The sequence below is a fragment of the Chryseobacterium takakiae genome, assembly GCF_900129385.1.
In the GTDB taxonomy this organism is placed as follows: Bacteria; Bacteroidota; Bacteroidia; order Flavobacteriales; family Weeksellaceae; genus Chryseobacterium; species Chryseobacterium takakiae.
On record NZ_FQVO01000003.1, the window covers coordinates 12,307 to 37,071 of the forward strand.

25 protein-coding genes and 1 tRNA gene are annotated in these 24,765 nt (G+C 37.6%); 17 read left to right on the plus strand and 9 right to left on the minus strand.

The window, feature by feature from the left end:
* The first annotated feature begins 27 nt into the window (after positions 1-27).
* Entirely contained in the window at positions 28-498 is a 471-nt protein-coding gene (locus BUA76_RS04980; RefSeq protein ID WP_072883723.1) for a hypothetical protein, read from the plus strand.
* A 30-nt stretch (positions 499-528) separates the two neighbouring features.
* Here BUA76_RS04980 and BUA76_RS04985 read toward each other — a convergent pair.
* The 3 genes from BUA76_RS04985 to BUA76_RS04995 all read right to left on the minus strand — a co-directional run bounded on the left by BUA76_RS04985 (position 529) and on the right by BUA76_RS04995 (position 2,709).
* Positions 529-602, minus strand: a tRNA-Asn gene (locus BUA76_RS04985).
* A gap of 77 nt (positions 603-679) precedes the next feature.
* Complete coding sequence (gene rseP, locus BUA76_RS04990) at positions 680-2,164, minus strand: RIP metalloprotease RseP (RefSeq protein ID WP_072883724.1); 1,485 nt, start codon at positions 2,162-2,164, stop codon at positions 680-682.
* A gap of 104 nt (positions 2,165-2,268) precedes the next feature.
* Positions 2,269-2,709, minus strand: coding sequence for a DUF6646 family protein (locus BUA76_RS04995; protein WP_072883725.1), 441 nt, complete (start codon positions 2,707-2,709; stop codon positions 2,269-2,271).
* Positions 2,710-2,808: 99 nt separating this feature from the next.
* On the opposite strand from BUA76_RS04995, the gene BUA76_RS05000 reads away from it, so the two are divergent.
* Complete coding sequence (locus tag BUA76_RS05000) at positions 2,809-3,561, plus strand: nitrilase family protein (protein WP_072883726.1); 753 nt, start codon at positions 2,809-2,811, stop codon at positions 3,559-3,561.
* Positions 3,562-3,627: 66 nt separating this feature from the next.
* Here BUA76_RS05000 and BUA76_RS05005 read toward each other — a convergent pair whose 3' ends face one another.
* Genes BUA76_RS05005 through BUA76_RS05015 form a run of 3 tightly spaced genes read right to left on the minus strand, consistent with a single transcriptional unit; the run spans position 3,628 to position 5,732 of the window.
* On the minus strand, positions 3,628-3,927 hold the full coding sequence (locus tag BUA76_RS05005; protein ID WP_072883727.1) for a thioredoxin family protein: 300 nt from the start codon (positions 3,925-3,927) through the stop codon (positions 3,628-3,630).
* A 29-nt stretch (positions 3,928-3,956) separates the two neighbouring features.
* On the minus strand, positions 3,957-4,319 hold the full coding sequence (locus BUA76_RS05010; protein ID WP_072883728.1) for a rhodanese-like domain-containing protein: 363 nt from the start codon (positions 4,317-4,319) through the stop codon (positions 3,957-3,959).
* 3 nt (positions 4,320-4,322) lie between these two features.
* Positions 4,323-5,732, minus strand: coding sequence for an MBL fold metallo-hydrolase (locus tag BUA76_RS05015; RefSeq protein WP_072883729.1), 1,410 nt, complete (start codon positions 5,730-5,732; stop codon positions 4,323-4,325).
* A gap of 265 nt (positions 5,733-5,997) precedes the next feature.
* Here BUA76_RS05015 and BUA76_RS05020 point away from each other — a divergent pair, with 265 nt between their 5' ends.
* From BUA76_RS05020 to BUA76_RS05080, 13 genes are all read left to right on the plus strand, one after another.
* Entirely contained in the window at positions 5,998-7,524 is a 1,527-nt protein-coding gene (locus BUA76_RS05020; RefSeq protein WP_072884001.1) for a helicase HerA-like domain-containing protein, read from the plus strand.
* 179 nt (positions 7,525-7,703) lie between these two features.
* Positions 7,704-8,927: a 3'-5' exonuclease gene (locus tag BUA76_RS05025; protein WP_072883730.1), complete on the plus strand. Its 1,224-nt coding sequence runs from the start codon at positions 7,704-7,706 to the stop codon at positions 8,925-8,927.
* Positions 8,928-9,210: 283 nt separating this feature from the next.
* Positions 9,211-10,410: a diaminopimelate decarboxylase gene (gene lysA, locus BUA76_RS05030; RefSeq protein ID WP_178337301.1), complete on the plus strand. Its 1,200-nt coding sequence runs from the start codon at positions 9,211-9,213 to the stop codon at positions 10,408-10,410.
* 153 nt (positions 10,411-10,563) lie between these two features.
* The gene (locus BUA76_RS05035; protein WP_072883732.1) at positions 10,564-12,297 is read left to right on the plus strand and encodes a thiamine pyrophosphate-dependent enzyme; all 1,734 of its coding nucleotides are present in this window, start codon (positions 10,564-10,566) and stop codon (positions 12,295-12,297) included.
* An 83-nt stretch (positions 12,298-12,380) separates the two neighbouring features.
* Positions 12,381-12,866: an energy transducer TonB gene (locus BUA76_RS05040; protein ID WP_072883733.1), complete on the plus strand. Its 486-nt coding sequence runs from the start codon at positions 12,381-12,383 to the stop codon at positions 12,864-12,866.
* Positions 12,867-12,879: 13 nt separating this feature from the next.
* Complete coding sequence (locus BUA76_RS05045; RefSeq protein WP_143149864.1) at positions 12,880-13,599, plus strand: hypothetical protein; 720 nt, start codon at positions 12,880-12,882, stop codon at positions 13,597-13,599.
* 152 nt (positions 13,600-13,751) lie between these two features.
* Positions 13,752-15,188 (plus strand): tRNA (N6-isopentenyl adenosine(37)-C2)-methylthiotransferase MiaB, encoded by a 1,437-nt coding sequence (miaB, locus tag BUA76_RS05050; protein ID WP_072883735.1) that lies wholly within the window; start codon positions 13,752-13,754, stop codon positions 15,186-15,188.
* A gap of 118 nt (positions 15,189-15,306) precedes the next feature.
* On the plus strand, positions 15,307-15,753 hold the full coding sequence (locus tag BUA76_RS05055; RefSeq protein WP_072883736.1) for a DUF1016 N-terminal domain-containing protein: 447 nt from the start codon (positions 15,307-15,309) through the stop codon (positions 15,751-15,753).
* A 9-nt stretch (positions 15,754-15,762) separates the two neighbouring features.
* Positions 15,763-16,194, plus strand: a complete 432-nt coding sequence (locus BUA76_RS05060) for a hypothetical protein (protein ID WP_072883737.1) — start codon at positions 15,763-15,765, stop codon at positions 16,192-16,194.
* A gap of 78 nt (positions 16,195-16,272) precedes the next feature.
* Entirely contained in the window at positions 16,273-17,565 is a 1,293-nt protein-coding gene (locus BUA76_RS05065; protein ID WP_072883738.1) for a sigma-54 interaction domain-containing protein, read from the plus strand.
* A 5-nt stretch (positions 17,566-17,570) separates the two neighbouring features.
* Positions 17,571-18,260 (plus strand): hypothetical protein, encoded by a 690-nt coding sequence (locus tag BUA76_RS05070; protein ID WP_072883739.1) that lies wholly within the window; start codon positions 17,571-17,573, stop codon positions 18,258-18,260.
* Entirely contained in the window at positions 18,250-18,801 is a 552-nt protein-coding gene (locus BUA76_RS05075; RefSeq protein WP_072884002.1) for an LptE family protein, read from the plus strand. The genes BUA76_RS05070 and BUA76_RS05075 overlap by 11 nt, the downstream gene beginning before the upstream one ends.
* Position 18,802: 1 nt before the next feature.
* Positions 18,803-20,896, plus strand: a complete 2,094-nt coding sequence (locus BUA76_RS05080; protein ID WP_072883740.1) for a hypothetical protein — start codon at positions 18,803-18,805, stop codon at positions 20,894-20,896.
* A 255-nt stretch (positions 20,897-21,151) separates the two neighbouring features.
* Here the strand turns inward: BUA76_RS05080 and rnpA are convergent, their stop codons facing one another.
* The 3 genes from rnpA to BUA76_RS05100 are packed head-to-tail and all read right to left on the minus strand — an operon-like array spanning position 21,152 to position 22,898.
* Positions 21,152-21,529, minus strand: coding sequence for a ribonuclease P protein component (gene rnpA / locus BUA76_RS05090; RefSeq protein ID WP_072883742.1), 378 nt, complete (start codon positions 21,527-21,529; stop codon positions 21,152-21,154).
* Between the two features lie 24 nt (positions 21,530-21,553).
* Positions 21,554-22,279 (minus strand): tRNA threonylcarbamoyladenosine dehydratase, encoded by a 726-nt coding sequence (locus tag BUA76_RS05095; protein WP_072883743.1) that lies wholly within the window; start codon positions 22,277-22,279, stop codon positions 21,554-21,556.
* Positions 22,272-22,898, minus strand: a complete 627-nt coding sequence (locus BUA76_RS05100; protein WP_072883744.1) for a TatD family hydrolase — start codon at positions 22,896-22,898, stop codon at positions 22,272-22,274. The genes BUA76_RS05095 and BUA76_RS05100 overlap by 8 nt, the downstream gene beginning before the upstream one ends.
* 98 nt (positions 22,899-22,996) lie before the next feature.
* Between BUA76_RS05100 and BUA76_RS05105 the strand changes: the two genes are divergently transcribed.
* Together BUA76_RS05105 and bamD are read left to right on the plus strand one after the other, a co-directional pair.
* Positions 22,997-23,626, plus strand: a complete 630-nt coding sequence (locus tag BUA76_RS05105) for a TetR/AcrR family transcriptional regulator (RefSeq protein WP_072883745.1) — start codon at positions 22,997-22,999, stop codon at positions 23,624-23,626.
* 103 nt (positions 23,627-23,729) lie between these two features.
* Complete coding sequence (bamD, locus tag BUA76_RS05110; RefSeq protein ID WP_072883746.1) at positions 23,730-24,725, plus strand: outer membrane protein assembly factor BamD; 996 nt, start codon at positions 23,730-23,732, stop codon at positions 24,723-24,725.
* Positions 24,726-24,765 lie beyond the last annotated feature (40 nt).

Consider the following 24,765-nt stretch of genomic DNA (forward strand, 5'->3'; position numbering starts at 1 on the left):
AATTAAATTTGAATAAAGTTAAATTTTATGAAAGAAGAGACAAATGAAAATCTTGATGAAGAAACAGAAAGATTATTAAAGGAAATTGAACAATCAAGAATAGAACTTGAAGAAACGTTTTTAGATATTGATAAAACAATGGCTTCTTTAGAAAAGAAATCTTATGATGGTGTTCGAGATATTTTTAAATATTTTGATAGGATTAATGATAAGCTTTTCAATTTTAATAATATTCTAATCGCTGGTTTTTTTGCAATAAGTAAACTTAAAGATGATGTTCCAATGTGGATGATTATTTTTCCAATAGTCAATTTAGGTGTTTTTATATTTATTGAATATATGATTATGGAAAAGAGTAGAATGGAAGCTTATATATTGGAAAATTTTAATGAGGAAAGATATCGGAAAAACATCAATAAAACAAATTTATATGTATTAATAGCCATAACTACAACATCAGTTGTTACTTTAGTTTTCCTGTATAATTTATTGAAATAAAAAAGACCTACATTTCTGTAAGTCTTTTTGCTCCTCCTGCTGGGCTCGAACCAGCGACCCTCTGATTAACAGTCAGATGCTCTAACCAACTGAGCTAAGGAGGAATGTCCTTTGTTTTAAGTGGTGCAAATATAGGACGAATATTTATACCCTGCAAATATTTTTTTAAAAAATTTAAATATTACAATTTCCCTGCAAATATCTTGAATATATCGCTTCCGAAAATCAGGATCATCAGCCCTAAAAGAAAGACCACACCGATCATCTGGGCATTTTCAAGAACTTTTTGAGGCACCGGTTTTCCAACAATGATTTCATATAAAGTGAAAAGAACGTGGCCGCCATCCAGTCCCGGAATCGGAATTAAATTCAGGAAGGCTAACCAAACTGAGAACATTGCCGTAAAGCCCCAAAATGCAGCCCAGTTCACAGAAAAATTACCATTTGCATCTTTGTCAACAGGCATGTTTTTCACGATGGCAATCGGTCCGCCCACATTTTTATATCCCTGGATTTTGGAATTAAACATGATTTTAAACTGCTTTACCTGCATTGTAAGCGCTTCAATCGTTCTTACAAAACCTCTCGGAATCGCTTCCCCGAAAGAATATTTTTTATTGGTAACGACACTTAAAAGACTTTTCTGGTCAACTGCGATTCCTAGTTTCCCATTTTTATCAACCGCTGCAGAAACCGTTTCCGGTTTACCGTTTCTCAGAACATAAATAGTTACTGTTTTTCCTTTATTCTGATTTAAAACAGTTCCTACTTCATCAAAATATTGCGTCGGCTGTCCGTTGATGGCAATTACTTTGTCGCCTTTCGCCAGCCCGGAAGCTTTTGCCGATGGACTTGACAAAGAATCTACGATCATCGGGAATCTCGGTGTAATGTATAATCTGGCTTCTTTCTGCTTTAGAACGTCTGCAACACCGTCTTTATTAATAGGGAAAGTGGTTTCTTTTCCGTTTCTGAGAACCGTTACATGATCTCCCAGTAAAATATTAATGGAAGCATTTTCCAGCCTTTCGGCAGGTTTGCCGTCGATGTTAACGATTTTATCACCATTCTGGAAGCCCATTTTTTTACCAGCCTCCGTTACCCCGATTCCACTGTCAAATTTCGTAAGGTCGGTATAGGTTTCACCATTAAATAAGGAAAGACAAGTGTAGATGAGCCAGGCCAGGAAGAAATTCACGGTAACCCCTCCCAACATGATAATCAGTCTTTGCCAAGCCGGTTTCGATCTGAATTCCCAAGGCTGTGCAGGCTTTTTCAGCTGCTCGATGTCCATGCTTTCATCAACCATTCCGGCGATTTTCACATAGCCGCCGAAAGGAAGCCACCCGATTCCGTATTTGGTCTGTTCGGGATGCTTTCTCCAGTCGTTATCCGGAAGTTTTGAAATATCGATTGGAACTTCTTTCTTTTCGCCGTTCACTTCAATGACTTCCGTATCCGGAAGGTTCTGGGAAAGAAATTTATACTCCCACTTTCCGTTGATTTTTTTCATTGAAAAAATAGAGAACCAGGGATCAAAAAACAGGAAAAATTTCTCTGCTCTGGTTTTGAACCACTTTGCGGGTAAGAAATGCCCAAGCTCATGAAGAAGGACTAAGATAGAAATGCTCAATATAAATTGAAACAGTTTAATTGCTATTTCCATTAATGCTTTTGTATGTTAATTTGCAAAGGTAACAATTCTCAAAACTATGCCAAATAAAAAAGCCTCCCGAAACGAGAAGCTTTGTCATATAATATGATGATTTATTATAAATTAATAGAAACACCAAGACTGCCATTGTTGCCGACTTCCGCAAAAACTCCGATTCTCTCCGTAAAAAAGTATCTTGCTCCGATATGCGCTCCGAGACCGAAATCTCTTCCGACAACACCAACGTCAATTCCGGGATAAATGTCCAGCTTCTCCGGAAGCTGCAATGCATCCTTTAAGTGAAAGTTCAGCCTTCCGAAAATAAAAACACTGTTGTCATTATCATTGTCTTTGTAGTTGCTGAAATAGCCGTTAAGCCCTGCTCCCACAGAAATAAGCTGATTCAGTCCGTAATCATACGTTCCTGTAATTCCGGTTCCGTATCCCCATGCACTCAGTCCGGCGTTGATTTTCTGATCTCCTTTGCCTGTCCACGCCTGTGCGCTTATTGTAGTTCCTGCAAAAATAAGCATCAGCATAAAAACCAATTTCTTCATAAAGTATACTTTTATGTTATTGTTAAAAAATATCTGCAACAAAGATAGAACTGAAATCATCTGAAAATCGTATTTTTAATGAAGTTTTTAACATAGTTTATGAAAATCACAGGATTGAATTTAGATATCATCTGGAAAGATAAAGGAAAGAATTTTCAAATAATTAAAAAAGAACTGCATCTTCAGGAAGCAGATCTTTTTCTTTTACCGGAAATGTTTTCCACGGGATTTTGTATGGATGCTTCGGAAGTAGCGGACAGGGATCAGGAATCTCTGGAATTTTTGAAACAAATGGCTAAAGATAAGAACGCTGCTTTTTGTGGGAGTGCTCCGGTGGAAGAAGGCGGTAAGTTTTACAACAGGATGTATTTTGTTCATCCGGACGGAAATGTGGAATTTTACGACAAACGCCATCTGTTTTCCTTTTCGGGTGAAGATAACGTGTATACACCCGGGAAAAATAGGATTATTGTTAATTATAAAGGCTTTAGAATTTTACTCCAGGTTTGCTACGATCTCCGGTTTCCCGTTTTTGCGAGAAATAATGACGATTATGATATGATACTGTATGTTGCCAACTGGCCGGAAAAAAGAGTAGGTGCTTGGGAACATCTGTTGAAAGCAAGAGCTATTGAAAACCTATCTTTTGTTTTCGGGCTCAATAGAATAGGAACCGATGGAAATAATCTTTTCTATCAGGAAAGCTCTCATTGTTTTTTCGCGGATGGAAAGGAAATTTCTAAAAAAGAAGCAAATCTCGTTACTGCAGAATTGAATTTAGAAGAATTAAAAGATTTCAGGAATCATTTTCAGTTTCTGAATGACCGGGATTCTTTTAAAATTGAGATGTAACTAAGATTGAGGCTAAGGTTTTATATGAAGGTTTCTTACCTCAGCCTTAGTCTCAACCTGTTGTTATTAAGCATATTGTTTTAAAAGCCGGGTCAGTGTATTGACATCATGGACACCGCTTTCCTTCCAGAGCATTTCTCCGTTTTTGAAGACTGCCAGCGTCGGTACACCGCGCACTCCGTACTGTGCTGCTAATGCAGGGTATTGGTCTACATCTACTTTGATGATTCTTGCGCTTTCGCCAACATTTTCTTTTACGGTATTGAGAACCGAAGACTGTACTTTGCAGGGTTGGCACCACGTTGCAAAAAAGTCGATTAAAACAGGTCTTTCAGAATTGATGATTTCCTGGAATTTTTGTGACATAGTTGGTTTATTTAAATTAAAATTCTGAATTATTTTTCGTCCTGAATGGCTTTTACATTCTTCCAGGTTGTTCCGTCGTAAGCTTCAATACCTTTTTTCTTTAAAATTTCCATGGCCTGATCCGCCTGGATTCCCTTATTACAGAAAACAACTACTTTTTTTCCTTTCAGTGATTCCGTTTTTTCCGAAAGTTCAGCTAAAGGAATATTGACGGCATTTTTTGCCGTACCTTCTGCATACTGCTCCGGAATTCTTACATCAACAAGAACTACATCCGCACTGTTCACTACTTCTTTGATATTTGTGTCAGGAAGTGTTGTTGATGAATGGATTTTGCATGAATTAAGCATCAGTACTAAAGCAATAAAAAGTCCGTAAAAAATTTTAGTCATTATTTATATTGTTTTAGACTGGCAGACAAAATCAGAAGTAGGGAGTTTTCCTGTTTTTTTAATTCCGTTAAAACCGCCTTCTACTTCAGTAAAGTTTCTGATTCCGTGGGAATTAAGGATGCTTGCGGCGATCATGCTTCGGTATCCTCCCGCGCAATGCAGGAAAAAATGCTCTGAATCATCAATGGTATTTACCCATTCGCTGATTTCATCCAAAGGTCTGTTGTAAGCGTTGTCAATATGTTCTGCAGAATATTCCGAAATTTTACGGACGTCGATCACTTTAGAGGTTTTATCAAACTGCTCTGCAAATTCTTCAGGAGAAATTCTTTTTATTTCGTCGGTTTCTTTACCGCCGTTTTTCCATGCCCCGAAACCTCCTTTCAGATATCCAACCACATGGTCAAATCCTACTCTGCTTAATCGGGTAATGGTTTCTTCTTCAGTACCTTCGTCTGTTACCAGCAATAAAGGATGCTTTACATCAACGATCAATGCTCCCACCCATGGTGCAAAATCTCCTTTCAAACCGATGTTAATGGAATTAGGAATAAATCCTTTATGAAATTCTGCGGGACTTCTCGTATCTAAAATCAACGCACCGGTATCTTCGGCGTAAGCTTCGAAATCTTCTGCGGAAATTGCGGTAAGCCCTTTATCCATCACCACGTCGAGGCTTTCGTAACCGCCTTTATTCATGGCAACATTCATCCCGAAATATTTAGGAGGCGCTGTGAGTCCGTCCAGCACTTCTTTTACGAAAGATTCCTTATCCGGCTGATTCAGCGCATAATTTGTTTTTTTCTGATTTCCTAATAGATCAACGGTTTCTTTCTGCATATTTTTTCCACAGGCAGAACCTGCTCCGTGTGCCGGATACACGGTAATGCTGTCGTCAAGCGGCATGATCTTCGTTTGTAGGCTGTCATATAAAATTCCTGCAAGATCTTCCTGAGTAAGGTTGGTTGCTTTTTGGGCGAGATCCGGTCTTCCGACATCTCCCAAAAATAAAGTGTCTCCGGTGAAAATAGCAGTTTCAACCCCGTTTTCGTCAATAAGAAGATAAGTTGTGCTTTCCATCGTATGACCCGGTGTGTGAAGCACTTTTATTTTTACTTTTCCAATCTCAAAAATCTGATGGTCTTCCGCAATAATAGCGTCGAATTCCGGTTGTGCAGTAGGCCCGTAAATGATAGGGGCGCCTGTTTTTTTACTCAGGTCCAGGTGGCCCGAAACAAAATCTGCGTGGAAATGCGTTTCAAAAATATATTTTAGCGTTACATTGTCTTTTTCCAGGCGATCAAGATAAGGCTTTACTTCTCTTAGAGGATCAATAATTGCTGCCTCGTTTTCGGATACGATATAATAGGCACCCTGAGCCAGACATCCGGTATATATTTGTTCGACTTTCATTATGTGGTGTAACTGTTTTAAGTTTTTTTTAATATCTGCAAAAATCGTGTTTATTTTCTGAAAAAAAGCAAAATAAAAAAATCTATGACAATAGAATAAATCTATAAAGTTCGGACCCTCTCATAATGCGGCAATTATCATACTTATCCATGATTTTGTGGTACTAAGTTAGGTATATTTGTTAATATGTGAGGCTGAAATTAATCATGATAAAAACTTAACCACTTCATATTTTAAAAAAAATTATATTTATGTAAAAAATCAAATGGCAGACAAAATACAATTTATTGAACAACTTAATGCGAAGTATGCTTCAAAGGGCGAATGTATTATTTTAGGCAAAGGCATGCTGGACGGAGAAGTTATTCCCGAAGTAAATGTTACGGTTCCTTTAAAGACTATTAACCGCCACGGACTGATCGCCGGAGCTACGGGAACCGGGAAAACCAAAACCCTGCAGGTATTTGCGGAACAGCTTTCCCACAAAGGAATCCCTTCTCTTGTATTAGATATTAAAGGGGATTTCTCCGGAATTGCAGAGGCGGGCAAAGAAAATCCGGCAATTGAGGAGCGTTACGCCAAAACACAGCTTCCGTATAATCCGCAGGCTTTCCCGGTGGAATTAATGACCATTTCCGGAGAACGAGGCGTGAAATTACGGGCAACGGTGACGGAGTTCGGGCCGGTTCTGCTAAGCAAAATCTTACAGCTGAACGAAACCCAGCAAAGCATCATGTCTATTATTTTCAAATATTGTGATGATAAAGGACTGCCTTTGATTGATTTGAATGATCTAAAAAAAGTCCTCCAGTACGTCACGGAAAATCCTCAGGGCAAAGCGGAACTTTCGGCAGATTACGGCTCAATAGCTTCTTCTTCGTTAGGTGCAATTCTGAGGTCTATTGTAGCGCTGGAACAACAGGGAGCATCTGAATTTTTTGGAGAATTAAGTTTTGATGTACATGATTTGCTGCAAACCAGAGACGGAAAAGGCGTGGTTAATATTTTAAGGGTAGCGGATATTCAGAGCAAGCCTCAATTGTTTTCTACTTTTATGCTTTCATTATTCGCTGAGATTTATATGACGTTTCCTGAAGAAGGCGATAGCGGCAAACCGAAACTGGTATTGTTTATAGATGAGGCGCATCTTATTTTCGATGAATCTTCCAAAGCTCTGGTTTCCCAAATCGAAACAATGGTAAAACTGATCCGTTCCAAAGGGGTAGGAATTTATTTTATCACGCAGATACCCGGAGATGTCCCGGAGGCCGTGCTCTCTCAATTAGGTTTAAAAATTCAGCATGCGCTGCGAGGTTTTACCGCAAAAGATAAAAAAGAAATTACAAAGGCGGTAGAAAATTATCCGACTACAGAACTTTATGATGCTCCTGCTTTAATCCAGAATCTGGGAATAGGTGAGGCTTTTGTAACGGCACTGGACGAAAAAGGAATTCCTACGCCTTTGGTGCATACCTATTTGATTTCTCCTGAATCCAGAATGGATGTTCTCAACGATGCGGAAATTTCCGAACTGACTGGCAAATCTGCTTTAGTCGCTAAATATGAGAAAGTTGTGGATCGTGATTCGGCATATGAAATGCTGGTAAGAAGAATGGAACAGGCTGCGGCGGAAGCGCCTGCAAATCAAAAAACAAAACCCGTAAAAGAAGAGCCGGGAATGTTTGAGCAGATTCTGCAGAGTAAAGCAGCGCGTACCTTCACCGGAACACTGATGCGGGAAGGGGCAAAAGCCGTCTTAGGGATGCTGGGACTTGGCGGCAGGAGAAGATAATCAATGTTTTTTATAATATTATGGTTGGGTATTCATGGATAATTTTGGTAAGATTGATAGAATTTTTCCTATTTTAGCAGGATTGTCTTAATGAAGATATGGCATGCGTTATGTTATTTAAGATAAGTACAGTCTGTACACGTTATAATTTAATCTAAAAGAAGTTGTATAAAGTTTAAATGTATTCAATTATTGATATAGAAAGCAATGGTGCAGGTTACAGGAAAGAATGCATTATAGATATTGCTATTTACAGGTACGACGGGCAGAAAATTATCGACCAGTTCATCTCGCTTGTAAATCCTGAAAGTGATATCACGCCTTTTGTGCAGAAACTCACCAATATTACCCCAAAGATGGTAAAAACAGCTCCGAAATTCCACGAAATTGCGCGCAGAATTGTGGAAATTACGGCCAATACTACTTTGGTGGGACACAATATCGATTTTGATTACAGAATGCTTCGCCAGTCATTTCAAAGATTAGGTTATGATTTTAAAATCAATACTTTAGATACTATTCCGCTGGCTAAAAAACTCATTCCGGATGAGGTGAGCTATTCACTTGGGAAGCTGGTAAAATCTCTTGGGATTCCTCTTACGAACCACCACAGAGCGGATGGAGATGCCCGTGCAACGCTTGAGCTTTTTAAGCTGTTGATTTCAAAAGATACCGAAAATGAAATTATTCAGAAACAGCATGAAGAATCCAATGCAAAAACCTATATCAATAAGATAAAGATTCTTACCCAGGATCTCCCGAACGAAAAAGGCTTCGTTTATTTCCAGAATAAGGAAGGGGAAATTATCTTTTCAGATCATGTACAGGATATCAATAAGTTTTCGAAAAAGGTTTTCAACTCCAAATCCAAAAGATGGGAAGAAATTCAGAAAGCGGTTGAACAGATCAATTATGAACTCACCGGAACCGATATTATTGCCAAACTGATCCTGAACTCAAAAGGCATCAGAAAGAAGGAGATATTGCCTTTCGGACTTTATCACAGAAATCAAAAATACCTGGTTGAAAAAAATAAACTGAACAAAGCAGAAAAGCCGATCCTGAAATTCAGGTCATTTACCCAGGGTTCAAAGGCTGTTGAGTTTATCAGTAAGCTGGAAGAATATGCAGATGTTGAGTTTTTTAAAAAGAAAATTGAATTTAAAAAAAGAAATGAGCTTTGGCTCGGACAAGGAAGGAAGCTCGGAGAAAAACTTTTCCTTATTGTAGAAAACGGGAAGGTGGTTTCGTATGGGTTCTACGAGCTTTTTACCCAAATACAGACACTGAGTAAAATTTCCAAATTAAAAATCGATTTGCAATACCAGTCCGGAGATTTGGTGAATGAGCTTCAGCTTGCCCTTCTTCGGGGTGATTTTGAAACACTGCCATTGCCTAAGTAACTGATTTTTACTAATCAAGATATTTGGTGCTATTCCTAAAAAGTAGCCAACCCTCTTTTATCCTGATAGAGCAGGTTTCAGACGTATGGTTAATTTCTGTTGTCCGATTTTCAAACTGTTATAAAGGTAAAAAATGCTTTTTTATGAGGTTTTAAAAGTTTTTTATTCTTTTAGATCCGAAATAAAAGAATAATCTTCCATGTAATTGATTTTAAATGATAAAGAATTTCTTCTTACCTTTGTGCTTTAATAATAAACACAAATACGTTTACTTAATTTAATTATGAATCCAAAAGAATTACTGAAGATTGCCAATGAGTTTGGTACACCGGTGTACGTTTACGATGCTGAATCGATTAAAACCCAATACGAAAAACTTACATCATCTTTTCTTAAACACACAAAGTTCTTCTATGCTGCGAAGGCGTTGACTAATATCAATATCCTGAAGTATGTCAAGAACCTGGGTGCTTCTTTGGATTGCGTATCGATTAATGAAGTGAAGCTGGGCCTAAAGGCCGGATTTACCAAAGAAAAAATATTATTCACGCCGAATTGTGTGGATCTTGCAGAAATTGAAGAAGCCATGACTTTCGGGGTGCATATTAATATCGATAACATCTCCATTCTTGAGCAGTTTGGAAATAAATATGGCAATACCTATCCGATTTTAGTAAGAATCAACCCGCATATTTTTGCGGGAGGAAACTATAAAATTTCAACAGGACATATCGACAGCAAGTTCGGGATTTCCATTCACCAGGTTCGCCACATCGAAAGGGTAATGAAATCTACCAATCTGAATGTGGAAGGCCTTCACATGCATACGGGAAGCGAGATCAAAGATCCGGATGTTTTCCTGCAGGCTTTGGAGATCATGCTTGAATTGTCTGAACATTTCCCGAATCTGAAATACCTGGATATGGGAAGCGGCTTCAAAATTCCATATCAGGATACCGAAGAAGAAACGGATGTAAAAACACTGGGCAAAAAAGTAGAAAAAGTAATTGCCGAATTCTCAAAATCCACAGGGAAAAAGTTTGAGCTTTGGTTTGAACCAGGAAAATTTTTAGTGGGGAAGAGCGGTTATCTTTTGGTGAAAGCGAATGTCATCAAGCAGACGACGGCAACGGTTTTTGTGGGAGTGAATTCCGGTTTTAACCACCTGATTCGTCCGATGTTCTATGATTCGTATCATGTTATTGAAAATTTATCCAATCCAAAAGGTGCGGAAAGAATTTATACCGTAGTGGGAAATATCTGTGAAACCGATACTTTTGCCTGGGACAGAAAACTAAATGAAGTGCGAGAAGGTGATATTCTGGCATTCCACAATGCAGGAGCTTACGGTTTTGAAATGAGTTCTAATTTTAATTCAAGACTAAAACCTGCTGAAGTATTATTCTTAGACGGAAAAGCACACCTCATCAGAAAAAGGGATGAATTTGAAGATCTTCTGAAAAATCAGATTGAAGTAATTTAATAATAACAAGGCTCCGCATTTTTTGCGGAGTTTTTTATTTTCAATTTTTATTTTGAATCTGATAATCTTACATTTGTTAATGGCATAATCTTTACAACATTAAGTTGACCAATTCCATAGTCACATTAAAAATAACACCAAAAAATATTAGTTATGGCCAAAAACATAGCAGAGCAGATTGTAGAAATGCTCGAAAACGCCAATGTTAAAAGAATTTACGCCGTTACCGGAGACAGTCTCAATCACTTAAATATCGCTGTTAAAAAAAGCAGTATCGAATGGATTCATGTAAGGCATGAAGAAGCCGGCGCATATGCCGCTGCCGCAGAAGCTGAACTGGACGGTTTTGCTGTATGTGCAGGAAGTTGTGGCCCGGGACATGTGCATCTCATCAACGGAGTGTATGAAGCCCATCGTTCCCATGTTCCAATGCTGGTTATTGCCTCCACAATTCCAAGTAATGAAATGGGAATGGATTATTTTCAGGAAACCAATACCATCAAACTTTTTGACGATTGCAGCCATTACAATCAGATGATTACAAGACCGGAGCAGGTGCAGAGAACGGTGCAGACTGCCATTCAGCATGCCGTTTCTAAAAAGGGAGTGGCGGTGATCGGTCTTCCGGGCGATGTCTCTGAACTGGATGCGGAAGAAGCGACCACATCAAACAAAATTTTTAAAACAAATCCGGTGATACGTCCGTCTGATGAAGAATTAAACCAATTGGCCGGGCTGATCAACGAAAGTAAAAAAGTCACAATCTATTGTGGAATTGGCGCAGAAAATGCCAATCCGGAAGTGGTAGAATTATCAAAACATCTGAAAGCACCGGTGGGATATTCTTTTCGGGGCAAAATGGCGATTCAGCCTAATAACCCAAATGAGGTAGGACTTACCGGGCTTTTAGGATTGCCTTCTGCCTATCATGCCATGCATGAAGCGGATCTCTTACTTCTTTTAGGCACCGATTTCCCCTATGAGAAATTCATGCCTGTTAAAAATAAAATTGTTCAGATTGATGAAAGTCCGGAACGATTGGGAAGAAGAGCAAAGCTGGAATTGGGACTTACAGGTGATGTGAAAGAAACCATTAAGGCATTACTTCCGTTACTAAAAGAAAAAACAGATACGGATTTCCTTAAACAGCAATTGGAATTTTATGATAAGGTGAAAGAAAATCAGTTGACTTATGTAAAAGATCCCGGAACGGAAAATGGTATTCAACCCGAATTTGTAACCTATACTTTAGATAAATTAGCAAAAAAAGATACAGTTTTTACGGTAGATACGGGAATGTGCTGCGTCTGGGGAGCAAGATATATTACCGGAACCGGGCAGAGAAAAATGCTGGGCTCCTTTAATCACGGTTCTATGGCGAATGCCATGCCGATGGCAATTGGTGCCTCCCTGGCTTATCCCGGAAGACAGGTCATTGCGATGTGTGGCGATGGCGGGCTTTCGATGCTTTTGGGAGATATGGCAACCATCTTTCAGTATAAACTTCCCATAAAACTTATTGTTTTTAACAACAGATCGTTGGGAATGGTAAAACTGGAAATGGAAGTGGGAGGCATGCCTGATAATGAAACGGATATGGTAAACCCGGATTTTGCAATGATTGCCCATGCTATGGGATATCCCGGAAAAAATGTTCATAAACCCGAAGACGTAGAAACAGCTATTAAAGAATGTCTCGATTACAATGGGCCTTATCTACTGAATATTTTTACCAATCCTAACGCTTTAGCTTTACCTCCAAAGATTGAATTTGACCAGGTTCTCGGAATGACGAAATCAATGGCTCAGCTGATGCTCGGCGGAAAAATGGAAGAAGCGCTGGATACCGTGAAAAGTAATTTTAAGCACATTAAAGATATTTTGTAAAGAAGCAGCTTCATACTTTGTATGGAGCTTTTTCTTTAAGCAGGATAAATAGTATCTTTGTTATATTAAATTGTAAATATCCTATGAAAACTATTTTGTTTTTATCAGCACTTCTAACGTCTGGCTTTGTATCTGCTCAGTTTGATGTAGAAGACAGGGACGATGATTTTATTACGGAAAATAACAGGAGCATTTTAAAAATAGAAATTAAAGAACCATTGCTGCAGGTGGCCGTAAAAAATTGTAATGACTTCAAAGCTGCTTCTTTTGAAGGAGGAATTCCTGCCTATAAAGAAATCCTCAGAAAATACATGTATGTCTATCTCAATACCGATTTTTATGTTCTGAACGGAGAGTTTACATTTACCATTACGGTAGACCAAAATGGGAAAGTTACCGATATTGAAGGATCTCCTAAAGTTGCCAACAGCCGTGTATTCTTTGATGATATGAAATATATTGTAAGAAGAATTAAAAAAAGCTGGATTCCTGCAACCTGCAATGGAAAGCCGGTAACATCGCAAATCAAAATTAAAATGAATTTATCTACCATCGCAACAGATGTGTAACTCAACTTTAACCATGAATAAATTTTTTCTATTAATTGGGCTCATTATTACCGCATGTATTAACGGCCAGGTTTTATATGAATATCCTAAAGATCAGGATTTTTATGAAGGAGGAAGACAAGGCTTTTACGGTGATCTTCAGCAAGTTGTTAAAAAAAACAATTACAAGGCTTGCGAGAAAACTGAAGTTCTGTTCATGAGATTTATCGTGTATCCTGATAATACCGTAAAGTATGTTTCTGATCCGGACACAAAAGCAGTGGAAAATAACAAATGCATGAAAGACAAAGTTCTGAATGCAATTAAACAAACAACAAAATGGAAAGCAGCCGAAGTAGACGGGAAAAAGACAGCTGCCATGTTTCTTGGGATCTTCTACGACGATCTTCTATTCAAAAATCCAGTGAACGAATCCGATTTTACAATGCCTGTTTATATGTACAAAGATAAAGAGAGCAACATTATGAAGTTTAGGGAAAATTTCACCAAATGTTTCGACATAAATGGATATAATCCTATTGGAGACTATTCATTTATCATCAATTTCGATGTAGATACCAATGGTGAAGCAGGCTTTTTTTATATTGAAAACCAATCTAATCTGGATCAGTTTAATGATATGGTTGTGAAATGTGCATCAAATACAAAAAAATCTTACTGGAAACCGGGCTTATATAAAGGGATTCCTGTGAAACGATACTTTAGATTTCCAATCAGATTCAATGCACAATAGACAATCTATTTTTTACATTAAAGAAAATTGATCTCCTGACATTCTGTCACAATATTTTGTATCTTTGCAAATTCATTGGTTTAGAGTTTTATGTTTAGAGTTCAAAGTAATGTGCTCTAAACCTTAAATTTAAAACCTCAAATTCGATTATCGTGCAGGAAAAATATATAGACGAAACAAAACAGGGGGAAGCTTTTGCCATTGCCGAAAAAGACGGCAATTCTAAGAAATTATTTCTGGAAAGCTATGGGTGTCAGATGAATTTCTCTGACTCCGAGATTGTTGCATCCATCCTCAATGAACAGGGATACAATACAACCCTTAAAGTTGAAGAAGCGGATCTTATTCTTCTCAATACATGTTCTATCCGTGAAAAAGCAGAGCAGACGGTAAGAATGCGTCTTTCCCAATTCAAAAACCTGAAAAAAGAAAAACCCAATATGACAGTTGGTGTTTTAGGATGCATGGCGGAAAGGCTGAAAACAAAATTCCTGGAAGAAGAACAATTGGTAGACCTTGTTGTGGGGCCTGATGCATATCGTGATTTGCCTAACTTGTTGAAAGAAACCGAAGATGGTAGAGATGCCATCAACGTGATTCTTTCCAAGGAAGAAACGTATGCGGATATCAATCCTGTTCGTCTCGGAGGGAACGGGGTTACGGCTTATGTGACTATTACCAGAGGCTGCGATAATATGTGTACTTTCTGTGTGGTTCCTTTCACCAGAGGTCGCGAAAGAAGCCGTGATCCGCATTCAATTTTAGAAGAATGTAAAAGTCTTTGGGAGAGCGGATATAAGGAAATAACACTTTTGGGACAGAATGTAGACTCTTACCTTTGGTACGGGGGCGGCCCGAAAAAAGACTTCGCCAAAGCATCTGAAATGCAGAAAGCTACGGCTGTGAATTTTGCCCAATTATTAGATTGGGTTGCAAAGGCGGTACCTCAGATGAGAATCCGTTTTTCAACTTCAAATCCTCAGGATATGAGTCTTGATGTTTTCAGAATGATGGCAAAGCATGAAAATATCTGCAAATATGTTCATTTACCGGTTCAGAGCGGAAGCAATAATATGCTTGCAGCGATGAACAGGCAACATACCCGCGAAGAATATTTGGATTTAATTAAAAAAGCCAAAGAAATCGTTCCTGAAGTTGCTTTTTCTCAGGATATGATCGTTGGTTTCTGCAATGAAACGGAGGAAGATCACCAGGATACCTTAAGCCTGATGAAAGAAGTAGAATACGACTACGGTTATATGTTTGCCTACTCGGAAAGACCGGGAACCCCTGCTCACAAAAAAATGGAAGACAATATTCCGGCTGATGTTAAACAGAGACGTTTGGCGGAAGTCATTGCTTTACAGGGAGAATTGTCCAGGAAAAGAATGAAGTCCTATGTAGGAAGAGTGCATCAGATTTTAATTGAAGGAACTTCCAAAAAGAACGAAAACCAATGGAAAGGAAGAAATTCCCAGAATGCAGTTTGTGTATTCGATAAACTGGAAGGTCAGAAAATTGGTGACCTGGTGGATGTTTTTGTTTTTGATAACACACAGGGCACACTTTTAGGAGAAACGGTAAAATAGATTATTTGGGCAGCTTCAGAGTTTATCCTAAGCTTGTCGAAGGACTATCTTTTTAGTCACTCAAGTCGTGCTGCGTGCAATTCAATGATAAAATAAAATTTAGAATATATTCTTTCAGATGAAAGATTTACAAAATACACAACTTTTACAAAATATTTCTTCATTACTCGATAATGCAAGAAAAAAAGTTGCTGTGGCTGTAAATCAAACCATCGTGCTTACCTATTATGAAATAGGAAGAATGATTGTGGAGGATGAACAGAATGGGGAAAATAGAGCAGAATATGGAAAAGCTGTTTTTAAAGATTTGTCTTTGCACCTTACCGATAAGAGGTTTGGAAGAGGTTTCTCAGTAGAAAACCTTGATAGAATGCGGTTTTTCTATAAAACTTATTCTGAACAAATTTCGTTAACACTGTTGACGAAATCATCAAATATAATTCAACAGACAACTTCTGTTAATTTCAATCTTTCATGGTCTCACTATTTAAAATTAATGAGGATAAAAGATCCTAATGAAAGAAAATTCTATGAAATTGAAAACCGGATTTTATTAACATTTTAAACTCAGACAATGGAAAAGCTTCATAAATATTGCCTAAGTGTATTGTTGGTAATCATCTGTACTAACATCTCGGCGCAGGTCAACAATAGTTCTGTGGAAAACGACGATTGTCAGCAGTTGTACAGGCTTTACAGCCAGATTTTGCAGCAGGACCATGAAGCTTCTAAAGGATTTGGTGTTCATAAAAGATCCGTAAGGAATTTTACAATCAGCCACAAAGAAAATGCTGTTGATCTTATTGGACGAAGCCATCCTGGTCAGGAACAAAAATTTTCTTTTAAAAATAAATACGGAGCAGATATTGCCGAAAAGCAAAAACATCAGCTGCTCCTTTACAATTTCGAAAAAAGCAGTAAAGAAAACCTCTTTGCTATTAATTTATATTTTAAAACTAAGGTTTCAAAAGTCAGAAATAAGGATTATTTAAGGGTAATAGGTTAATTCATTCAGACAAAAGTCAAATATTTTAACTTACATCTTACAGTAAAACTGTAAAAAAATAATCTAAAAACTTTACTTATGAGCAACGAGCTTCAAAATATAAAAAACCGTTTCGGAATTATCGGAAATTTTCCGGCTTTAAACCGTGCTTTGGAAAAAGCTATTCAGGTAGCACCAACAGACATATCCGTTCTTGTGATCGGGGAAAGTGGTGTCGGGAAAGAATTTATTCCTAAAATTATTCATTCAGAATCCAAAAGAAAACACCAGCCATATATTGTTGTCAACTGTGGAGCAATTCCGGAAGGAACCATCGATTCGGAATTATTCGGGCACGAAAAAGGAGCGTTTACAGGCGCCACGGCAACCAGAAAAGGATATTTCGAGGTGGCAGACGGAGGAACCATTTTCCTTGATGAGGTAGGAGAATTGCCATTACAAACACAAGTGCGTCTTTTAAGAGTGCTGGAGAGCGGGGAATTCATGAAAGTGGGCTCTTCACAGGTTCAAAAAACGAATGTAAGAATTGTTGCCGCAACCAATGTCAATATGATGAAGGCTATCCAGGACGGAAGATTCCGGGAAGATTTGTATTATCGTTTAAATACGGTTCAGATCGATATGCCGCCTTTACGAGAAAGAAAAGGAGATATTCATCTGTTATTCAGGAAATTTGCCATCGATTTTGCCGAAAAATACAGAATGCCGGAACTGGAACTGGAACCGGGAGCGGTGCATTATATTGAAAATTATACATTCCCCGGAAATGTGCGTCAGCTAAGAAATCTTGTTGAGCAGATGACCGTTGTCGAAAGGAACAGACACGTTACACCCGAAAAGCTGGCAGAATATATTCCCATGGAATCTCATCTTCCAATGGTTGTAAATACGCCTAATACCCAAAAGCAAAGTGATTTTGGAAGCGAAAGGGAAATTATGTACAAAATTCTCTTTGATATGAGAAACGATATTAATGATTTAAAATCCTTAACTTCGGAATTGATAAAAAACCGTGGCGCATCTGATCTGAGCAATCATGAGAAAAATCTCATCAACAGGATTTACACTCCTGAAAGTCAGCAGAATATAGCGCCGAATTCATTGCTGTATTTTGAAAACAAAAATAATGACACACCGGTAATTCAGAATCCTACCATCATTTCCGGGCAGGACGACAGCTATGAAGATGTGGAGGATATAGAAATTGAAGACCAAAAACCGGAATCCTTATCACTTCAGAACAATGAAAAGGATCTCATTATTAAAGCATTAGAAAAACATAAAGGAAGAAGAAACAAAGCGGCAGATGAATTGGGAATTTCCCAAAGAACCCTGTACAGAAAAATAAAACAATATAACTTAGAAGAATAATAATCATGATTAGACTTAACGCAAAGCCTGTCAATTTCAAATTAGGAGAATACATCAGTAACGGATATGAGTTTTACAAAGCAAATTTTGGAAGCTTGCTGGGAGCTTTTCTGCTTGCGATGATCATGTCCATCATCCCTTTTTGTGGTCTTTTGGCAATAGGCAATTTTTATAAATATTGTCGTGATTTGAGGGCAGGAAGAAATGTAAGCGCAGGAGATATTTTTAATTTTGATGATTTCACACCTTATTTTCTGATACAATTGGTTTTATTAGGCGGAATGATGGTAATCTATATCCCGATGCTGTTCATGATCCCAATGATGGCAGACAGAGACCCTTCTGCAGGTCCGCCCGCGTTATTTGTAATTTATATGATATTCGTTTATATAGCGATATTAATTGTTTGTCTGAAAGGATTCTATATGCCTGCTTTAATTTCTCTAGGGAGAATCATAGATATTAAAGAAGCATGGAAAATCTCTTCCGTAATGACTAAAGGAAATCTATTGTCAATCTTTTTATACTCTTTGGCGGTAGGATTTTTATCGCAATTAGGAGTGATCGCCTGTGTTATCGGGGTGATTTTTACCATACCTTTCGCTTATGCTTCTCATTACTTTGCCTATGAAGATGCATTGAAGCAGGTTACCTATGATGAAATTCAGGAAATTGGAATTAAAAATGAGCTTTAAAATTAAAAATAGTAAAATCGGGCGGCCAAAATTCTGGCTTTTGCTGTTGTGTTTGTCGGTGCTGAATTCGTGCTACACATTCACGGGGTCATCTCTTAAAGATGAAAAGACCATTCAGATTAATGAGTTCCCGAACAACGCCCCTTTGGTAAATCCTACGCTTTCGCAGCAGTTCTCAACAGACATTCAGAACAGGTTTTTACAAAGGACAACATTAAAAGGAACAAAAGAAAATCCGGATATTCTGGTGGAAGGTGAGATTACGGATTATTCCATCACGCCTACAACCATCAGCTCCAATACCGTAACCAATCAAAATACGGGAGGAGTAATTCAGGAGTCTCAGAATAAACTCACCATTACGGTAAAAGTACATTATGAAAACAGGCTCCACCCTGAGCTGAGCTTTGACAGGTCATATTCTGATGAAGCGGTATTCAACAGTAATTTATCGCAATCTGATATCGAAAGTTCTCAGGTGAAAATTGCGACCGACAGGATTATTAACAAGATATTTAACGACATTGTAGCGAACTGGTAAGATGAATCATAGAGTTTTAGAATTATTAAAGACCCCGAAAAGCATTCAATCCGAAGATCTCAATCTTCTGAAAGAGGAAATTAATTCTTTTCCCTATATTCAAAATATCAGAGCATTGTACTTGTATGGAGTTCATTTGTACGATAAAGAAAACTATCAGAAAGTGCTCTCCACCACAGCGGCCTATACAACCGATAAAAAAATCCTTTATCAGCTGATTAACGGTAAAATTCAACAGAAACCCAAAGCAGAAACTCCTGCGGAAACGATACGAGAAAAAATCATCCCCGCAGAAAATCCGCTTCAGCTTTTGTTGCGTTCTAAAGCTTCTGTTTTTCCTTTAAAAAGAGAAGAAGAACCCGTTTCAAAAAATCGGTCTGAAACGGTTGAAGAGACGGCAGAAGAAGTTATCGAAAATGAAAACAGTTTTGGAATTCCTCCGGAACCTAAACCTGAAGCCAAAGAAGTTTTTGTAAACGGAGAAAGAAACAGGATTTTATTTGAAGGGGAAGAAAATTTTCTTGAAGATGAAAGTGTTGAGGTGATTGATCTGGAATCTACCTTGGAATCCGGCTCTATCATTACCCATAAATTGGATAAAAAAGAAGAAGTATCTGTAGAAAATCAGGACAATATTCAGGAAAATGAAGAGGCTGAAAATTTCACGCCGGAAACCATTATTGAAGAAGAGAAAATATATTCCGAATCCGAAAAAGATGAGGTTTTAGATAATGCTGAATTAAGTTTCCATGAAACCGGATCATTTCTTCCGGAAGTTCAGATTGCTCAAAATGAAACTGAAGAAGAAAATAAAGAAGCGCACAAACCAGATGATTTTTTAAACAAAACGGAAGAAGTTGCCTACTTCACGCCGGAAACCATTATTAATGAAGATAAAATTTCTTCTGAAGAAAAAGAAACGCTTCATGATGATTCCGAATTAAGCTTTCATGGAATGGATTCCTTCCTGCCTGAAGTAAAAATACAGCCGAACACGGGTGAAAAAATAACGGAAATTTCCCAGCCGAATTTAAGTAAGCATGAAGATGAAATGCGCAGACTGATTGAAGAGGTTGAGAAAAAAATGAAAGAGAAAGCAGTCTCCGTAATATCTAAAAAAGAAGAACCGGAAGAAACAGGATACGATATCAGCTTTTCGGAAACACAAAGCTTTGAGGTAAAGCCTGAAGAGCCAAAATCGGAGCAAGCAACTAAAGAATCAGTTATTGAAATCAATGTTCGGTCCGAGTCTTCTGAAACGGCGGCAAAAGAAGTGTCAGAAGAAAAAATAACGGACGTTGAAGAAAGTCCGGAAGTCAATACTGCATGGAAGCCAATGTCATTCGAGTCCAATCTTCCTGATTCTTTATTAAATAAACCCGTAGAAACGATTCAGCCACAGCCGGAAATTTCTACCGAAGCCAAAGCAGAAGCTGTTCAAAGAGAAATTCCTGAAGAAACGGTTTCAGTAGAGACAACGGAAATTATCAAACCTGCTGAAAGTGTCTCTGCGGAGCCGGAAGAGCTTACAGAATCTACAGAAGATACAGCTGTTGAAATAGAGAAGGAGAATAAGGAGGAAGCACCGGTGATGAATGTGTCATTTTTTAGCTCCGGATGGACGATTCCTCAACCGGAAAAGAAAGAGCAAAAAGCAGAAATACAGCAGGAAAATAAACAGCAGGCAGCAGAGGCAAACTCTTCTGTCGAAAATGTAGTGGAAGACAGGAAATCCAATCTTCTTGACAGCAATGTTCCGGGATTCATCAATACCTGGCAAAGCTGGCTGAAAATTGACAGATCTTCGGAAACAAAGCAAGATAAAATAGAAGTTAAAAATAAGGTCATTGAGACTTTTATTGAGAATAATCCCAAAATCAGCCAGCTGAAGGAGGAAAGTAATTTTATCGTAAAAGAAAAAGGAGACGATATTTCTCATCTGATGACGGAGACCCTTGCTAACCTTTATTTTGAACAAAAACTTTATACAAAAGCGATTAAAGCTTTCGAAACTCTTATTAAGAAAACCCCTGAAAAGAAAGAGTATTACGAAAACAGAATTCAGGAAATAAAAGATTTCAGAACCAAAGGATAAATCTATGAATATATTATCCATAAACGCTTTTCAGATACTCACTGTTTTGATATTCATCGCTGTATTATATGCAGCAGCAATAGTGGTTCTTTTTAAAAACAGATCCGGTATATTGCCTTATTTGGCATTAATTTTTTTTCCTGTAATCGGTCCTTTAGGAATTATAATAGGGAACTATACAAAGAAATAAAATAATTGGGGCGGAAATTTTCCGCCCCAATTATTTATGCTGATAATGATTTTAAATCACAATTGTTAAGAACCTTTTTTCATAGACTGGCAAAGTTTGACAAACTGCTCTTCAACATCCTGAAACTTCTCAGGCATTTCAGGACATACCCAGAAAAGCATGGCCATTGTTTTTTCCCCGAAGCTTTCCTTGAAAAGATCTTTATTCAGCCGGTAACATTCTCGGAGCAGCCTTTTCACCCGGTTTCTGTGTACCGCTCTTTTAAAATATCTTTTTGAAACCGATACCGCAAACTTCGGATGTTCAACAGGTGCGGCAGGCTTATCTTTCAGGATAATAATTCTCAGGTTCCCATTGCTTCGCCATTTACCTTTTTCAAAAAGTAAAGAAATCTCTGTGTTTTTTTTAAGCTTTTCAGCTCTGGGATATTTAAAGTTTGTCATTTACAGCGTAAATATAAGAGAATTTTAATCTTTTTTCACCAGGTAATTAATTACCTCTGCTGCTGCATACAATCCGAAAATTGCAGGAATAAAGCTGATGGTTCCGTAAAAAGATCTCTTATAATTAGTTCCGTCAGTCATCTTTAAACTTTCTTCATTCTGGATTTCATTGGAAAAAACACAGCGGATTCCTTTGTTGATTTTTTCTTTTTTAAGTCTTTTCCGTACCTGTTTTGCAAGGTAGCAGTTATGGGTTTTACTGATATCCCGTACCATCACTTTACTCGGATCGGTTTTTCCGCCCGCTCCCATTGAGCTTACCACTTTTATTTTTCTTCTTCGGGCGGCAATTAACAAGGTTAGTTTTGGAGTTACACTGTCAATACAATCAAGAATGTAGTCAAATTTCCCTTCATCAAGAACCTGATCCATCCTTTCCGGGTTCAGGAATTCATTGATTTTGGTTAAATGAAGCCTGGGATTGATATCTAAAAGTCTTTCTGCCACTACTTCCACTTTATGTTTTCCTACGGTTGAATGCAAAGCAGGCAATTGTCGGTTGATATTCGTGATGTCTACCGTATCACCGTCTACAATCGTCATATTGCCGACTCCGGCCCTTGCAAGAAACTCTGCGGCAAAAGAACCGACACCCCCTAAACCTACAACCAGTACATTCGCATTTGTTAGTTTTTCAAGTCCTTCTTCCTTGATCAAAAGCTCCGTTCTTTCCAGCCAGTATTTATCCATTTTTTATTGTCTCTAAATTTTCTAAAATTTGTTGATGTAATTCCTCTGCCGAAATATTCTTTATTCCGGCAACCTTAAGATACAGATCTTCGATATTGAAATCATCATTATCGGTCTCTAAAAATATTTTGTTTAAAGGAGTAATTTTCAAAGTATTTTGCAAAGATAAATTATACAAAACCGCTTTTCCAAAACTCAGGTAAAAATTATTGTTCAGCAGATCTTCCGCAATACGTTCTTTTTTATTAAAACCATGAATAATCATCGGCTGTTCGGCATATTTCTTAAAAGAAATCACTTCATAAAATTTTCGCACACAATGAATGATGACAGGTTTTTTAATACTGTTGGAAATCCTGATCTGTCTCAGAAAAACATCTTCCTGTGTTTTCAGATCGGCTTCTGCAAAAGAATCCAATCCGCATTCTCCAACAGCAATACAGTTTTCTGTAATATTAGATTCAATCCACTGAAACTGCTTTTCAAGCATTCTGATGTTAATAGCTTTAGGGTGGATTCCAATGGAGTACGGAATATCAGTCGGTAAGCTATTCAGGTCCAGATTATAAATTCCGAAAGAAATATCTTTCTTATGATGATGAAAATCAAAAAATTCCATATTCAAAAATACTATTAATTTACATCTTGCGTAAATTCTTAAACGAACGTTTATAAAATCTGTTAAAAATTTCTTAACTTTACTTCAAAGTGCATTGCATGAAGAAAAAATTTACAGAAAAACAAATACATATTTTAGACATTGCCGAAGAGCTGATTGCAAAAAAAGGCTACGAGGGTACCTCCGTAAGAGATATCTGCTCCAAAGCAAACATCAACGTTGCCATGATCTCCTATTATTTCGGGTCTAAAGAAAAAATGATGTCTTATCTTTATCAGTATCGGGTGCTGAAAACAAGAGAAAATTTTTCCGAATTTGCAGATACTATTAAAGACGGGAAACCGGAAATGCAAATGAAAGAAATCATCAAGTATATTGTCGCACAGTTGTTTAGGTATAATTACTTTCACGGATTTGTTACCCAGGAACTCCGTCATACGGAAAATCTCAAAGATGAGTTAATGGATTTCTATCAGCTGTTTGTCAAAAAACTGGATGAAGTGATTAAAAAAGGAGTTACTTCCGGCGTTTTCACCTTTACCCCAAAACCAGAAGATATTCTCACCACCATTATTGGTTCTACTTTATTTGTAATCCGGAATAGAAATTTTTATGAACTTTATGTTCCTAATAAAAGTGAGGAAACCTATTCCAAAGAAGCCGAAAAAAAAGTAAGAATGAATCTCTTAATGAGTGTTTTTGCAATTTTGGGATACGCTGCAGACTAAAATTACGTTAAATAATCATAAAAAAAAATCTATTGACAAAAAAGTTATATTTTTGCAAATTAGTAAATCGGCTGTATCATCCGAAAACTGTTGAATTTTTTATATGAAAAAATATATTTTAGGTCTTTTTGCTGTAGCGGTAGTAGCATCATGCGTAAGCAATCAGGAAAGAGCAATGAAAAGTGCGGATAAAAATCTCATCTTAAAAACCGCCAATGATAATTTTGCCAAAAAGAAATGGAAAAATGCATTGGCTCTTTATGACAGGCTTGCCAATTTAGTGGCAGGAACGGATGACTTTCCAAATGTTGCATTTAATACAGCTTATGCCAATTATTACGATAAAAATTTCAGATTAGCAGGAAATCAGTTTAAAAATTTCGCAGTGAATTTCCCGAAAGATCCGAGAGCTGAAGAAGCAGCATATATGGCCGCTCTCTGTTATTATGAAGGTTCTATGGATTATAACCTGGATCAGTCTACTACACAGTCTGCCATCACAGAGCTTCAGGAATTCCTGAATAATTACCCGAATTCGGAAAGATCCAAAAATATCAATACTCTGATTGATGAGCTGTCTTATAAGCTTGAATTCAAAGCGTATGAAAATGCCAGACAGTACTTCAAAATGGGAGAATACAAAGCAGCTAATGTAGCACTGGAAAATGTTCTGGAGGACTTCCCGAGTACAAAGCTTCGTCCGCAGATTTATGATTATATCATCAAATCAAGGTATGAGCTGGCTACAAAATCAGTTTATGATCTGAAAGATGAACGAATTGAAAGCGCATTGGCCTTTACAAGGCAGATCGAAAAAGAAATGCCGAATACGGAACTTGCCAAAACGGCACTTGATATCAGAGAAAAGCTCGAAAAAGAAAAGAAAGATTTTGTAGTTGTTAAAAAGCAAACCGAAGCCAAAATTGCCGCATTAACCGAAAGACAGAAAAGACTGCAGGCACAAACTGATGAGAAGCTTAAAACAGAGCAGCAGATGAAAGATCAGGTAGAGGCGGAAAAGAAAGCAATGCAGATCCAGAGGGATAGTGCAGCAATTAATACACCTCCTCCGGCAGCCACTTTCAAAATTCAAAGATAATTCGTAAATTTGCGAACTTAAATAAAAATAATATTCTCAA